Here is a 13,218-nt window from a genome sequence, read left to right on the forward strand (position 1 = left end):
ACCTCAGCGGATCTCGCGGCCGATCTGGATGCGGAAATTGGGCTCGCGCCCCAGCATCGAGAGCGTCAGGCCTGTGACCCAGTGGCCCAGCGAGATCAGGTACTCGGCTGGACCCCACTTCGCAGCCACCATCGGACCCTTGGCGTCGGTCTCGCCAATCCAGCAGGGGATGCCGTAAATCGCACCATGGTTGGTGAAGCCCAGCGCCAGCGCCTGCTGCTTGGTCATGTAGTCGAGGAGCTTGGCGATGCGCTCTTTCATCGTCAGCTCCTCGCCACGCCCTCGGACTTGAGGGCGTTGAACTCATCGCGGCTCACCTTGCGCTCCACGATCTCGGAAGCCACGAAGCTGATGTCCAGGACGCCGGCCAACATGCCCACGCCGCGTGGCGTTTCGAGCTTCAGCAGCTGGCCGATGAGGTGCCCATTCACGAAGAGCAGGCGACGAACGCCATCGTGGAGGATCTCCACCTTCTGGCCCAAGTCAGGTGCCAGCACATGAGGCTGCGCCGGGATGATTCGCTCCATGGAATCTTCGAGATGGCGGTAAACAACGCCTTCGGCTTCTTCTGTCTGGGACATGTGGATCTCCTTGATGGTGGAACAGGAGCCGCCACGCAGGCCTTGCACCCCATGCGCAATGCATGCTTTGCCGGGTGCACCTGGTGGCGGCGGAAACGAAAAAGCCCCGCACAAGCGGAGCCTTGAATTGGTCGCCCCTTCGGACTTATGGCCAATGCCACAGGGGAAATGCCGTTCGCGAACTATCCAGCGCCGCTGCGCTTGCGGAGGAGTGCCCGCCCCATCAACCCACTCAGGGGCGGCCCCGGCTGGATCGGGGAGCCAACGAAAAAGCCCGCAAGGCGTGAACCGTGCGGGCTTGTGATCTGTAGGGGCGTGTTCCCCCATCGCTTCCATGTCTTGCCAGACTCACCGCCTGGGGACGTTTGTCAGGGTGAGCGCTGGCGGTTTTGTCTGCGCCTGCGCTCTAGGCACGCAGTATACCTCAGCCTTTGCCGGCCGCAACCGTCTTCAGCCCCTTCATCCGCTTGAGGGCTGCGATGGTGCCCGAGCGTGCGCGGTCCACATGGGCGGCGATGTGCCCGGAAATCAGCTGGCCCTCGGCTTCGTGCGGCACCTCGCGGGTGCCGAACCCCTTGCAGGTCTCGCAGATCGCCATCTCACCCAGCTTGACCCCGCCGCAGCCTGGGCACTTGCGGTCGCACCACCAGAGCAGCACGTCGGTCAGCTTGGCGCGGGCGTCCTTGATGCCCTGCGCCAGCACCCAGGGCAGAAAGCCAGCGTGCGCGTCCACCAGGCGGGTGTACTGCGGCAGGCCGCGCAGGATCTCCATGCGGCGCTCCATGTGCCAACGGCCCTCAGCCACGCGGGCGCCCACCATGTCGAGACGGCCCCGGCTCTTGCGGGGCATCTGTTCGGCAACGCGCTGCAGCTGCTCGTCGGTCAGTGGGCGCGGCTTCTCGCGGCGGTCCCATTCGCAGATCAGCTGCTGGACCAGCCGGCCCAGGACTGCGCGCTGGATGCCTGCGGCGATCAGGTAGTCGGCGTCGCCGCGCTTCTCCAGATCGACGGAAAGGTCGCTGCTGGTGCTGGCGCTGGTCAAGCGCTCTGCGACAGTGGGCCGCTCAGCGGCTGCGGGCTTGGTTGGTGCGTCGATGTTCATGCGGTCCTCTTGTGGTTGGTGTTGTCGTTGTGGCCAGCGCCAGCATGGCGGCGGTCAATTGGCGCGGCAGGTCTGCCAGCACCCCATGTGAGTCGGCCGCGTATCGCTGAGCGGCCCACCAGGCGTAGTGCCTGTCTATCTGCGCGAGCCGGATGCAGTGCTTCAACATCTCGCGCCTGTGTTCCTCGTAATCCATTCATCTCTATCTCTATTCCTGTTCAAGTCCTGTATTCACTTGAGGCAAGGTTGAAGACCCGGAGCAAAGCGCATACCACCCCTTACCCATGGGGCTCCATGAGTTCGTGGTACGCGCAAGAGGCAGTGGCAGTTAGCCCATCGCTTCGCGCCCTGTGGTGGCCGATGCGCCCCAGCAGGTAACCCAGACTTACAGCCTCTGCATCGAGACCCTGCGCGCGCTCTAGGTACTCCACCCACGCTTCGGCTTGCACATCCCGGGTAGCCGATTTCTTGGCCCATGCCCCCGCGTATTGAGCCGCTGGCATGGGTTGCGCATGAGGGGCTACATGACGGCCTCCGTGCGGGCCTGGGTCAGCCAACGGCGCAATGCCTGGGAAGCCCGGAAAGCGCCGTCCTTGCGGTGCATATCGTTGAAGTCGCCTTGAGGCGGCAGGAAGTAAGGCAGGCCCGTAGCCTTGGCGGCGGCCTCCCCGGTGCCGGAAGCATCGTTGTCGGCCACCACAACCCCACGGTTCGCCATGCGCTTGAGGTTTCCAGCGCTGAAGCAGATGTGGATCCGATAGCGCATGCGCAGCGCCTGCAGGCAGTCGCGCAGGCTCAGGCCGGTGGCATAACCCTCCACCCACCAATCCAGGGCACCAGGGCCGCTGTTGTCGATGCAGTAGGAGGCGCCGCTGGTGCGCTGCCCACGCAGGTACTTCTTTTCGCCCTTGCGGTCGATCATCTGGACCCCGACGAGGGCCGAGCCAACACGCATGGGGATGCACAAGAGATTCGAGTCCTCTGCAGCCCACCAGACGCTGCCCGTAGCCTCGGGCCACCCCTTGGAGTGGAGGTAGGCGTGCTGCTCATGCTTGCACTGGTGCAGGATCCATCCAGCTTTACGCGCCGCCTTTTCTTGGTCCTGACGACGCTGCGCCTGCTCTGCTGCGATGCGTGCGTCTCGGGCCTCCTGCTGCGCCTGCAGCTGGGCCTCCGTCAGCGGCTGGAAATCAACGTCGTCACGCGGCTTCCAGCCAGCGGCCGACGCCTCATGAAAGAGTGAGCCAACAGTGACGCCGGACCCACGGAAGGAGCGCCAAGACGAGCGCGCAGCCTTTGGGTCGTAGGAGTCAGCGCGGCGGCTCCATTCGTCCCAGAGGTCGAATCCGCTCTCGCCGATCTCGGCCTTGATGGCCATACCCGCCATGATCCAGACCTCGCGGTCGTCGTGGTTCAGGTACTGCAATGCATCGCGGATGCGGTCGGTCATGCAGCCACCCGCTTCCGGTCTGCAGCGTTGCGGATGTTGCGGCTCACAAGCCAGCGGCGGACCTCTTCGCCCACTGGTGCCGGCTCAGGCTTGGGCCCCGAAGGCCCTACCCCAAATTTCTCGACATAGCGGTGGTATGCGCTGCCGGGGTTGTGTCCGCGCTGCAGGGCGTTGCCGAGCAGTTGGGCGTAGAAGTCGCGCTTGTACTCGGCGCTGAATTTCTCGGCCTTCGGCTTTTTCGATGCACCCACCTCGACCACTTCACCGGCGACGGTTTCGACGGCGTTGTGCTTGGTTCGGACATGCCCGCAGTTGCTGCAGGTGTCGGTCTTGGGCGGCCAGAACGCGGAGCACTTCGGGCACTTGGCTGCCTCCTTTTCCTTGGGAGTCGGCTCCTTGCGCGGCTTCGTGTCTGTGCCCGGGCCAAGGCTTTCCACACCGTCGTTGAACAGCTTTTCCCAGTCCTCCTGAAAGCGCAGCCAGTTCCCGCTGTGGTCCTGGATCACGCAGAACTGCTTTCCGGCATGAGGCCTGGCTCCGCGCCCGACCATCTGGACATGCTCCGAAAAGCTCTTCTTCAGAGGTCGCGCAAGGATCACATGCTCGACGTCTGTCTGGTCAAAGCCACGGCTTAGGATGGCTACGGAGATCACCACCTTGAGGTCGGTGTCTGGCCGCGCGAACTCTTCCAGCACCTGATCGCGATACTCCTCCGCATCCTCAGAGCTGATCTGCACTGCATTGACCCCAGCATCGATAAATCGCTGGGCCAGTTCTGCACCATGCTCCACGCCGCAAGAGAAGCAGATGGTTTTGCGGTACTCGCCGAAGACCTCGTGGGAGATGCGCACGTAGTCCGCCACTACGTCACCCACGATCTGGCGGCCTCGCTGCTCCAGATCGTCCTTCTTCCATTCACCCGCCACGACCTTCAAGCCTTCGGTGCTGACCTCGCGGGCCACAAAAACACGGAACGGCACAAGATGCCCCTCATCGACCAAGCGCGACATGGTGATCGTGCTTACGACGTTCGTGAAATGGCGCCCCAGGGCAGGATGGAACGGGGTTGCGGTCGCGCCGATGATGCGTAGATCTGGCTGCGCCAGCATCAGGTTGATGACGAACTGCCGCATGCAGGCATGAACCTCATCGATGAAGATCAGGTCCACTTTGGGCAAGGTCTTCATGCGCTCCAGCGTCTGCACGCTTGCGATCTGTACCTGGCACTGCGGCCGAAAACGCCAGTGCTTTGCCATCAGCACGCCGTGGTCGATGCCGGCACGGTCGAGGTGCTTGGAGAACTGCTCCACCAAGACCCGGCGCTCGCACACGAACATGATTCGAGTGCCCTTTGCCTGGACCCCATGGATCATGTGCTCCATGACTCGGCTCTTGCCGCCGCCAGTGGGAAGGGTCAGCACCTGGCGCGTGTGCTTGGCCCTGAAGCCATCGCGCAGGCCTTCAACGCTGTTGACTTGGTAGTCGCGCAACACCAACTGAGACATATCAACTCCTGAACGGTCGCCATCACAGGCCGGCGACGTGGCCCATGTGGTCATGCAGACTCAGACGCCTTCAGGCGTGTGATTTCCCTGCGTTGCGCAGCCATCTGCGCTTTCATCTGCGCGTTCTCTTGCAGCAGGAAATCGCGGCTGCTGGTGACGGCGCGCAGCTGGGCCTGCAGGGACTTCACGTCGGCCTGCAGGGACGCAATCAACTCAGCCGCTTGCTGGCGGTCCTCTTCGGATGCGCTACCCAGGTTCGCCAGCGCCAGCGCCGCCTGCAGATCGGCTATCTGGTCCTGCGCCTGCTCCAAATCGCTGTACTCGGGAGGGCGCGATTCAGCAGGCTCCTGCGGGCTTGTTTCGGCTGCCGCAGGTCCGCATTGCTGCACGGGCGCAGGTGAGGCCAGCTCCTCCTCAAGAGGGGGCATCACGGGGCCAGCAGCTTGAGGTGGCAACGTCTTTGCATCAATGGCTGCAGGGCTAGAAGCAGGACCAATGTTCTTGGTCTGCATCACCGCCTGGGTTCCGTGTTTTGTGGTGTACGAGCGCTCTTGCTGCGTCACTTCGGAATTTCCGAAGTGAGCGTCACGCACTGCCGCCACCGTCTTGTCAGAAACGCCGCAGTGCTTGGCGATCTGGTTGTTGCTCCACTTGCACGAAACTGGATGGTTCAATGCCCCGGCGATTGCCTTGCGCTTGTCTGAGCTGGAACGGCGAAGCCCGTGATGGGCATTGACGCCAAACGAGAACAGTTGCGCATCCAACTTGGTGCCGTTGCGCACGTCCGCCTCAATCGAATCGCGCCCCGCATGGTCTGCGCCAAAGTAGCGGTGAAACCCATCTGCAAGCCAGTGGTCTGTCCCGTCGAAGAACACGACCACGGGAGGGAGGGTGGCTCCCTCTTCCATGGCTGTGGCGTACTCCTCCACCACTTCATGATTGAGCTCGACGCGAGACTGGGTGCCACCGTCGATGCGAATACGCTGGAGCTCAAGCTGCATGCGCCAACTCCCGAGCCGCCTGGGCCTTGGCTGCATGCACCAACCGCTGGGCCTCCTCGGCCTTGAAGCGAATCGTGTCCGTTCGCAGGATGGTTTTGTACTGGTTGGACCCCTGCTTGCGGAGGTGGTGCCACCCAGCCGCGTAGATCGCTCGTTGCCCCTTCTTGAGCCGCAGAAACCAGTCGCTGGACAGCATTGCGTCGATCACCGACTGGGGTGGCGGCAGCACACCATCACGGTATTTCTCGAAGACTGTGCGAGGCATGCTCGGAAAAACGCTGGAGAGCGGATGTTGCTGTTGGACGGTCATGCGACCTCCCGGTTCGGCTTGCCTGCAGCATTCACGGCTCGCGCGGCCTGGCGCAGCTTGCGCAGCACCTCCTCGGCCTCGGCGATCTCGCGCTCGATCTGCGCCAGCTCGTTGTCTGAGATCACGCCGTCTTGCATGGCAGCGATCACAGCGCCCGTCACATGCGAGGTTTCCAGCACCAGCTTGGATATCTTGGTCATCGGGCTGGCAGCGCCAGCGACGGGCTCCTGTAGCACCTCGAAGCGGCCACCGCATTCGTGGGCCACGTAGGCCGCGTAGTCGTAGCAGTGGGGCATGCCTGCCTCGCGCAGCAGGCTGGCAATGGTCAGCGCATCGACGGCGCCGAGCTTGTGCGACGAGGCCCCGGAGAGCTCCTTACGCAGAACCTCATCGGTCTTGCCGAGACGAACAGCCACGACAGCGCGGCCACCAGGGAAGTTATCTACGCCGCGGCGCAGTGCATCGAGAGCGCTCATATCCGGCTCCTGAAAAATTGGACGTGGACGGGAAAGAGGGGGTAGCCGAACATCGCGGCCATGCAAACAAACACCACACCAAAGGGAGCCGCCATGAACCTCAGCACACAGCCCTTCCACGCCAGCACCAGGACCAGCGTCAGCACAAACGTGAATCCGGACACCAGCGCTCGGGAGCAGACGTTGACGACGAGCCAGCTGGAGCTGTCTTGGAGAGCGGGGGAGCTGCACATCCGCTGCCGGGCGAGCCGGGTTGTGATGTGCGTGGATCGCGAGCTGGCGACAGCGCGCAGCGAGCGTGGGAGGCTCTGACGCGGTGGCATGGCTCAGGCCTCGGGGGGCTGTGCTGCTGGAGGGAGTGGCTGCAGGCCGTACAACTGGTCCATCGTCAGGATCAGTCCACGCTCTGCGGCGAAGGCGATCACACGCTTTGCCGCATCAGGCGGCAGCGTCTGGCCGCGCTCATAGTGGAAGATGTTCCCCTGCGTGCAGCCGATGCCTCGACCCAGGGCAAGCTGGGACAGGCCCAGGCGTTCGCGGATGGCTTTGATCGTGCTCATGCCGCAATACTAGCTGCGCTAGTCCACACCGTCAATAGATGCGCTAGTTGCGCTTCCCACTAGGCCTGCTATTTTTCGCGCGACATGGAAAAGTCCTCCAAATCCTCCAAGCTGACTCAGGAGAACTTCGAAGAGTCGGCCCGCCTGAAGACCCTGTACCAGGCAGCGCGCCACGGCCTCTCGCAAGAAGCCTTTGGCGCAAAGTACGACATCGGCAACCAGGGTGCCGTCTGGCAGTGCCTTAACGGCAAAGGCATGCCCATCAGCATGAAGGCGGCGATCGGCTTCGCTCGGGGGCTCGGCTGCGACATTGCTGACTTCAGCCCACGCTTGGCCGCCGAGGCTGCCGCTGCGGCTGCTGTCTCCCCTCAGGAGTCCTCGGAGGAGTCTGTGGCAGTCCGCCATATGGCCGTGAAGTTCTCAAACGGCTATGGCAGAGCTGTTTTCGATGAAGAGGAAAACCCCTCTCTCTTTTTCCGTCCAGATTTCATCCGAAAACTCGGGATGTATGTGAAAGACGCTGTACTTGTGGACGCTGACGGTGACAGCAATTACCCAGTTATCCACAGCGGAGGTGTGGTACTGGTGGATAGAGGGGCTACAGAAATTCAGGATGGCAAGCTCTATGCATTCAGGTGCGGCGGCGAGCTTCTGATCAAGAAGCTCACGCGGCTCCCTGATGGCTCCATATTGGCAATCTCAGAGAACTCCGCATATCCACCCCGAATCCTTCGTGAAGACGAGGACTTCGAGATCATTGGTCGCACAAGATGGACTTGCCACTCAATTTAAAGGAGCGGGAATGACGAAGGTTCTGATTGCGGCAGCAGCGCTCGCCCTGCTCACGAGTTGCTCTCCTGAGTCGGCCAGCAAGCCGTATACCGGGCGGTTCAAGGTGGACTCTGAGACGGTGTACGTCGCGCTTGATATGCCCTCTTCTATCGGCGGCGCATGCTCAGGCTGGAACACCGTCGAGATTCGGAAGGCAGGCCAGCCCTCTGGCGGAGTTGCCAACGTGGTGTGTTGGAAGCGGAACGGCGCTGAAATCACCTTGACAGGCCGCGACGGCAAGCAGCAGAGCTCTGCGCCAGCAGCAGCGTGGAGCGACTGACACGCATACTTTGCTCCAAGCGATTCTTCTCTTTGGAAGCGTAAGGCAACTGAATTCGATCAGGTGATATTAGATTTTAAATATTATGGAGGACTAATGGATCGACGCACATTTTCTACATTTATCACTGTAGCCAGCTTTGGCGCTAGTGCTCTTGCCGCCCAGAACTACAAGGACCGAGTTGCGCACATAATAAACCTATCGCCTAATATTGAGATAACGGGGATGTCATTTGCGAATCGTGATGATTCGCGCCGCGAGCAATTTGTTGTCGATGCCTCATGGAAGAACATTGGACAACAGCCAGTGATTGCCTTCGAGCTAGTAATCCTGAAATATGACCCTTTCAACAACCGGAGGCTCGGCAGTAGATGGGTGGTCAACGGGAAAAACAGCATCGACTGGACGCCACTGGCGCCTGGAGACTTCGGCAACGATGGGATCATCAGCTATACGGAGGAAGACGTCTTCACGGCCATCGCCTACGTCCGTAGTGCTCGCCTTGCTGACGGTACCGTGTGGAGGGTGAACGAGCAGGACCTGCTAAAGGAACTCAAGAAGACAGCTCCAAAGATTTCAGACTTTGGCTCCTTGAAGCCCGACCCCAAGGAGCCGGCGAAGAAGGATTGACAGTCGTTCCGACCGCACATTTCAGCGCCCCTCGCCAAGCCCCGCACGACGGGGCTTTTTTGCGCCTGACAGAAAACTCTCAAAAACTAGCGCAACTATTGACAACATAAACTAGCGCATCTAGTATCCACCTCAACGCAACACAACGCACCAAGACCTCGGCAAGCGATACGAAGCCGGTAAGCCCAACAGGATGCAGCGGGCAGGTCCAGGGATGAACTCCCGCCCGCGAGGTGTTGCGAAGGGGTGCCACTGGCATCCATTCCTCAACCTGTTGGAGTGAACGATGACCAGCAAACTCGCCTGCCTCTTCCGCTTGGTGGCCATGCGCCGTCGGGCCGGCGCCAGCCTCCCCCAAGCCGTGAACTGGGCCCTCGGCCTGCTCTGGCGCAACCACCGCGCATCCCAGCGCCAGCACCTGTAACCCGTCAGAAGGAAACCCATGCCCAAGAACCCCATGTTCAAGCTGCACCCCGATGGAGAGCAGTACATCGTCAACCTCGGTGGCTGCGTGCTGATCGCTGGCGGCGCCATCTTCGGCGACCCGACCGAGACCACGCCACAAGGCCGCACGAACGCCATGCGCCTGGTCGAGCGCTTCCTCCAGGAAGCCGAGCAGCGCGGCTTCAAGCACACCTCCACGGTCTGGGCGCTCATGCGTCGCAACACGCCCAATCCGCGTCTGGCGAATCTGGTGCAGGAGGCCATGGACCTGATCCCAGACGACCTGCACTTACAGATCATGCAAGAGGCTATTGGCATGGCAAAGGACGCAGAGCTGAGTCACCCATTGGTGACAGCCACGCGGAACCCGGGCCAGCATGAGCCCGAGACCAATCCGCGCCTCCTGCGCCCCGGTCCTGATGGCATCGACCCTCGCTTCTGGGCCGCTGGCAACGAACTGAAGCGCATCGCTTCAGAGGAAGGTGAGGACGCGATCCACAAGCCGGAGCATGCCCACCTGTACGCCAAGATGCTCCGGTACGCGCCGAAGGATCTGCGCGCGGAGATGGAAGCCAAGGCTGACGAACTGGGCCTCATCCCCAAGGCCACGCACGTCAAGGCGGATGGTTCGCCGGTCTACTCGAAGGAGCAACTGGCCGCAGCCCACGGGGTCAGTATCGAGGAAGTGGACCGCTTTCTCGCACAGGTCGAGATCGATCCCGACGACCTGTACGACGGTCCGGTGTTCCCGGTGCAGTGAGGCAACCATGGCGATTTCCACCACGGTTCAGAGCATTTGCGACCCGATCATTTCGGGTTGCAAACGAGGACGGGTTTCGGACGCGCGCAGGGTGGTGTTCCGCCACCCCATCGCAGTCTTCGTACGCAAAACATCCGAAGTGGGTTCCGACGAAATTCGTCGGAACTGCCAGCAGCAGGCAACGGACCAAGCGTACGTTTTGCATACGGCTGGGGTTCCCCGAAATCGTCGGGGAAGCTGGGCCGCGCCAGCCGGCGACGAATTTCGTGGGCACCCGGGGTCAGGGCTTGGGCTTACCAATCGGCACGGACACCACCTGCACAGACTTGCCGTCACCTTTCAACTTGGGAATCGCGCTGTCCACACGCGCCTCCAGCTCTTCCAGCCGCTGAACCATGCGCAGAAACTCACTATCCGAGGGCTTCTCGCCGAACGGTTTCGCATCGCTCATCGTCGCTTTTTGTTGCTGCAGATGCTCCCGGATGATGCGGACAAGGAAATCCTCGGGCGTCTCCCCTGCCTCCTCCGCGAGAGCAAGGAAATGATCTCGGGTCACAGGATCGGCATTCAGGTTCAGCACCAACTTCCCAGACCCGTTGCCGTCAAGCGAGATGCGCATCTGCTTCGCGCGCCCCTCGCCCTGGGCCAGCCACTCCGGCGACACGCCAAGGGCGCCCGCCAGAACGCGCAAGGTTGCAGGGCGAGGCATGGCATTACCCCGCTCATACCGGGAGATCTGGGTTTGCGTGATGTCGCACTGTTGGGCCAGCTCCTCCTGCGTGAGGACAGCGCCCTCGCGGGCCCGGATAAGCCGACTGGCAAACGTTTCTTCTGCGTTCATAAAAATGTACTTCAAACTACTTGCGAAAGTTCTGCGATGTACATACCATTCAATCGCTAGAGCCCGAAAAGCATGAAGGAGTAATAGATGAGTCGTACAGAGGATACCCCGAAGTCTGGTGGCTGGATACAGCACAAGGTTCGCCCCGAAGTCAAGGCGTGGATCGTGCAACAAGCCGCCGATCAAGAGCGCAGCCAGGGCTGGATCGCCAACCGGATCCTGGAGGACGCATACGCGCGATCCATATCTCAGCCAGCAAAAGGAGCAGCAACATGAGTGGCATAACGCCCTATCTGTTTCAGAAGGCAAGTCTGCGAGTCATCGACGACGGCGCCGGCAGCTTTGAGGTCGTTGCCAAAGATGTTGCGGAGGCACTCGGCTACACATGGCAATCGAATGTCATCGCGCACGTCCCCGAAGAGTGGAAGGGGGTTAAGCCGATTAATACCCCTGGTGGGCCGCAGCAGATGGTGACCCTTCTGGAATCCGGCTTGTACTTCTTCCTTGGGCGCTCGGACAAGCCTGATGCCTTGCCGATGCAGAAATGGGTCAGCGGCGAAGTCCTGCCCAGTATCCGGAAGACGGGCAGCTACTCTATTGCCGAGCCCGCACCGGAGAAGGCGGCAAGCCAGAGTGGGCTGCCTGAGTTCCGCCGAGCCCGCGCCCTGGACCTTGCGACCAAGACGGCTGAGCGCATCGTGGCCCAGTTTCCGAGCCTGAGCGAACAATCGCGCCAAGTGGTTTTCGCCAAGGTCATCAACCCCGTCGCTGGAACTGAAATCCTGGCGCTGCCGCATGTGGAGCACAAGACCCACTCAGCGGAGAAGGTCGGGGAGAAGCTGGGCATCAGCGCTCAGATGGTTGGCCGCATCGCGAACGCGCACGGCCTGAAAACCGATGAGTACGGAAGGTATCAGCTTGATAAGTCCCGGCACTCATCAAAGCAGGTTGAGACGTTCGTCTACAACGATGCCGGCATCGAGGCCATCAAGCATCACATGGATATGGAAAGGCCCAAGCCTGCGCCAGGGCATCAGCAGGCGACAAAGCCCGCTCCAGCAACCAATCCGCAGGGAGCGCTGCTGTGATGGACCGCCCCATCCCTCGCCCCTACCCCATGGGGCTGCTGCCAGCCACCTTTGAAGGATGGGAGCTGCCAAGTCTGCGGAGCATGCTGGATCGAGCCATCGCGCTGCAAGGCACAAATATGTTCCGCATTACGGCGGAAGCAATGATGATCCGCGCCGTTCTGGAGCAGGCCATCAACCTGAGCAACATCGCCAACTACGCCAGGCAGGACGCCTGGGATGCATCGGAACTCGCCTTCGCTGGACATGGCCGCGTGCATCACTCGCTGCGTCATCTGCATCGCGAAGTGGCCTTCCGCACCATAGACATGTGGAAGCAGTACGAGCGGCAAGAGCGATTGGAAGAAGCCCGCAAGCGCCGCGCCGAAAAGAAGGCCGCAGAGAGTTCGCAGGATCCGCCGCCACGAAAACGGCGGTCCACAAAAGGTGAAGCCCAGGCAGGTGAGAGCGCCCGGGCTTCGATGAAAAACCCCGCAGCTACCAACCGTGAGGACATTTCACATGTCGAATGATGCCACGTTAGCACCCGCTCGCAAAACCGCGACCCCGCGAGCGACTCAGAAGCCGGCGCCAGAAAGCCGCTCGGACGTTGCCACCACCGAGGCCGATGCCCTGGCTCGAAAAGCGGCTGCATCGCTGTTCTACGCGGTGCTGAACACCACGCACTGCGGCTCTGTCGAGCGCTATCGGTGCCCGCATATGGACCGTGCCGGCGTGCTCCTGGGGCACCTGGAGGAGCCAGACGTCTATGAAGTGGACGACGTAAAGGGGCTGGACGCCAGCAGCATGGCGGACATGCTCAGCCACATCAACAACAATCTGGAGCTCGCCCGGGAGCAGTTCAACCCCGACGCATGCACCTCGGCTGGCGAAGCCGCCTTCGTTTCGATGCTGATCGACCACGCAGAGGACTTTTCTGGGCGGCTGTGCGTTGCATACGCAAAAGCCAAACATGACCTCGGCGAGTTGCGAGCCATGACGACCTACGCGGGCGCAAAGCCGTATCGCGACCGCCCGACTCCGCCCATCCGCAGGGATCCAGAAGCGGCGCAGGAGGTGGGCGTCACGTTCTCGCGTGCGCAGCTGGCTGCTGTGCTGGAAGTCGTCGCGGGAAATATGGCCACGCTGGGCAGCATCCTTGCAATGGCCTTGACGAGCGATGGCGAGTGGGAGCGGAGCAACCTGATCAGTGCAGCTCAGTCCATCACCACAAGCATCGGCAGCGTGGCAGATCATGCCGTGGGCGACTCTGTGATCGGAGACATTGGCCGCTGGCACGGTGGCCCCAACTTCCACGACCTGGGAGCCCAAGCATGAACGCCGTTGCCGAAAAGCCTAAGGCCCGCCGCCAGGCCGGCG

The 13,218-nt window shown here is 61.6% G+C and carries 19 protein-coding genes; 9 read left to right on the top strand and 10 right to left on the bottom strand.

What is annotated here, in order from left to right:
- Positions 1-3: 3 nt before the first annotated feature.
- The 9 genes from ACFPFG_RS12785 to ACFPFG_RS12825 form a co-directional block, all read right to left on the bottom strand.
- The gene (locus ACFPFG_RS12785; protein WP_380106439.1) at positions 4-261 is read right to left on the bottom strand and encodes a hypothetical protein; all 258 of its coding nucleotides are present in this window, start codon (positions 259-261) and stop codon (positions 4-6) included.
- A 2-nt stretch (positions 262-263) separates the two neighbouring features.
- Complete coding sequence (locus ACFPFG_RS12790) at positions 264-581, bottom strand: hypothetical protein (RefSeq protein ID WP_380106441.1); 318 nt, start codon at positions 579-581, stop codon at positions 264-266.
- A 424-nt stretch (positions 582-1,005) separates the two neighbouring features.
- Entirely contained in the window at positions 1,006-1,683 is a 678-nt protein-coding gene (locus tag ACFPFG_RS12795; RefSeq protein ID WP_380106872.1) for a hypothetical protein, read from the bottom strand.
- Positions 1,684-2,203: 520 nt separating this feature from the next.
- Positions 2,204-3,133 carry a PriCT-2 domain-containing protein gene (locus tag ACFPFG_RS12800; protein WP_133073362.1) on the bottom strand — a complete coding sequence of 310 codons (930 nt, stop codon included), beginning with the start codon at positions 3,131-3,133 and terminating at the stop codon, positions 2,204-2,206.
- Complete coding sequence (locus ACFPFG_RS12805; protein ID WP_133073361.1) at positions 3,130-4,692, bottom strand: DEAD/DEAH box helicase; 1,563 nt, start codon at positions 4,690-4,692, stop codon at positions 3,130-3,132. The genes ACFPFG_RS12800 and ACFPFG_RS12805 overlap by 4 nt, the downstream gene beginning before the upstream one ends.
- Positions 4,689-5,639, bottom strand: coding sequence for a hypothetical protein (locus ACFPFG_RS12810; RefSeq protein ID WP_380106875.1), 951 nt, complete (start codon positions 5,637-5,639; stop codon positions 4,689-4,691). The genes ACFPFG_RS12805 and ACFPFG_RS12810 overlap by 4 nt, the downstream gene beginning before the upstream one ends.
- Positions 5,629-5,949 carry a hypothetical protein gene (locus ACFPFG_RS12815; RefSeq protein ID WP_380106877.1) on the bottom strand — a complete coding sequence of 107 codons (321 nt, stop codon included), beginning with the start codon at positions 5,947-5,949 and terminating at the stop codon, positions 5,629-5,631. The genes ACFPFG_RS12810 and ACFPFG_RS12815 overlap by 11 nt, the downstream gene beginning before the upstream one ends.
- A complete protein-coding gene (locus tag ACFPFG_RS12820) occupies positions 5,946-6,425 on the bottom strand; it encodes a phage regulatory CII family protein (protein ID WP_380106879.1) in 480 nt (159 codons plus the stop codon). Before ACFPFG_RS12820 ends, ACFPFG_RS12815 begins: the two co-directional genes overlap by 4 nt.
- A 326-nt stretch (positions 6,426-6,751) precedes the next feature.
- Positions 6,752-6,985, bottom strand: a complete 234-nt coding sequence (locus ACFPFG_RS12825) for a helix-turn-helix domain-containing protein (RefSeq protein ID WP_016447883.1) — start codon at positions 6,983-6,985, stop codon at positions 6,752-6,754.
- A gap of 84 nt (positions 6,986-7,069) precedes the next feature.
- Between ACFPFG_RS12825 and ACFPFG_RS12830 the strand changes: the two genes are divergently transcribed.
- From ACFPFG_RS12830 to ACFPFG_RS12850, 5 genes are all read left to right on the top strand, one after another.
- On the top strand, positions 7,070-7,777 hold the full coding sequence (locus ACFPFG_RS12830; protein WP_016447884.1) for a S24 family peptidase: 708 nt from the start codon (positions 7,070-7,072) through the stop codon (positions 7,775-7,777).
- A 10-nt stretch (positions 7,778-7,787) separates the two neighbouring features.
- Positions 7,788-8,096 carry a hypothetical protein gene (locus ACFPFG_RS12835; RefSeq protein ID WP_016447885.1) on the top strand — a complete coding sequence of 103 codons (309 nt, stop codon included), beginning with the start codon at positions 7,788-7,790 and terminating at the stop codon, positions 8,094-8,096.
- Positions 8,097-8,192: 96 nt separating this feature from the next.
- Positions 8,193-8,726: a hypothetical protein gene (locus ACFPFG_RS12840; protein ID WP_016447886.1), complete on the top strand. Its 534-nt coding sequence runs from the start codon at positions 8,193-8,195 to the stop codon at positions 8,724-8,726.
- Between the two features lie 286 nt (positions 8,727-9,012).
- Positions 9,013-9,150, top strand: a complete 138-nt coding sequence (locus tag ACFPFG_RS12845) for a hypothetical protein (RefSeq protein WP_380106882.1) — start codon at positions 9,013-9,015, stop codon at positions 9,148-9,150.
- 18 nt (positions 9,151-9,168) lie between these two features.
- The gene (locus tag ACFPFG_RS12850; protein ID WP_380106884.1) at positions 9,169-9,930 is read left to right on the top strand and encodes a hypothetical protein; all 762 of its coding nucleotides are present in this window, start codon (positions 9,169-9,171) and stop codon (positions 9,928-9,930) included.
- A 280-nt stretch (positions 9,931-10,210) separates the two neighbouring features.
- Here ACFPFG_RS12850 and ACFPFG_RS12855 read toward each other — a convergent pair whose 3' ends face one another.
- A complete protein-coding gene (locus tag ACFPFG_RS12855; protein ID WP_380106886.1) occupies positions 10,211-10,771 on the bottom strand; it encodes a helix-turn-helix domain-containing protein in 561 nt (186 codons plus the stop codon).
- Positions 10,772-10,858: 87 nt separating this feature from the next.
- Here ACFPFG_RS12855 and ACFPFG_RS12860 point away from each other — a divergent pair, with 87 nt between their 5' ends.
- Genes ACFPFG_RS12860 through ACFPFG_RS12875 form a run of 4 tightly spaced genes read left to right on the top strand, consistent with a single transcriptional unit; the run spans position 10,859 to position 13,176 of the window.
- On the top strand, positions 10,859-11,047 hold the full coding sequence (locus ACFPFG_RS12860; protein ID WP_380106888.1) for a hypothetical protein: 189 nt from the start codon (positions 10,859-10,861) through the stop codon (positions 11,045-11,047).
- Positions 11,044-11,859 (top strand): BRO-N domain-containing protein, encoded by an 816-nt coding sequence (locus ACFPFG_RS12865; RefSeq protein ID WP_380106890.1) that lies wholly within the window; start codon positions 11,044-11,046, stop codon positions 11,857-11,859. The genes ACFPFG_RS12860 and ACFPFG_RS12865 overlap by 4 nt, the downstream gene beginning before the upstream one ends.
- Positions 11,859-12,371, top strand: a complete 513-nt coding sequence (locus ACFPFG_RS12870) for a hypothetical protein (RefSeq protein WP_380106892.1) — start codon at positions 11,859-11,861, stop codon at positions 12,369-12,371. Before ACFPFG_RS12865 ends, ACFPFG_RS12870 begins: the two co-directional genes overlap by 1 nt.
- Complete coding sequence (locus ACFPFG_RS12875; protein WP_198129285.1) at positions 12,361-13,176, top strand: hypothetical protein; 816 nt, start codon at positions 12,361-12,363, stop codon at positions 13,174-13,176. Before ACFPFG_RS12870 ends, ACFPFG_RS12875 begins: the two co-directional genes overlap by 11 nt.
- Positions 13,177-13,218: the final 42 nt, after the last annotated feature.

It is taken from the genome of Delftia deserti (assembly GCF_042653485.1).
In the GTDB taxonomy this organism is placed as follows: domain Bacteria; phylum Pseudomonadota; class Gammaproteobacteria; order Burkholderiales; family Burkholderiaceae_C; genus Comamonas; species Comamonas acidovorans.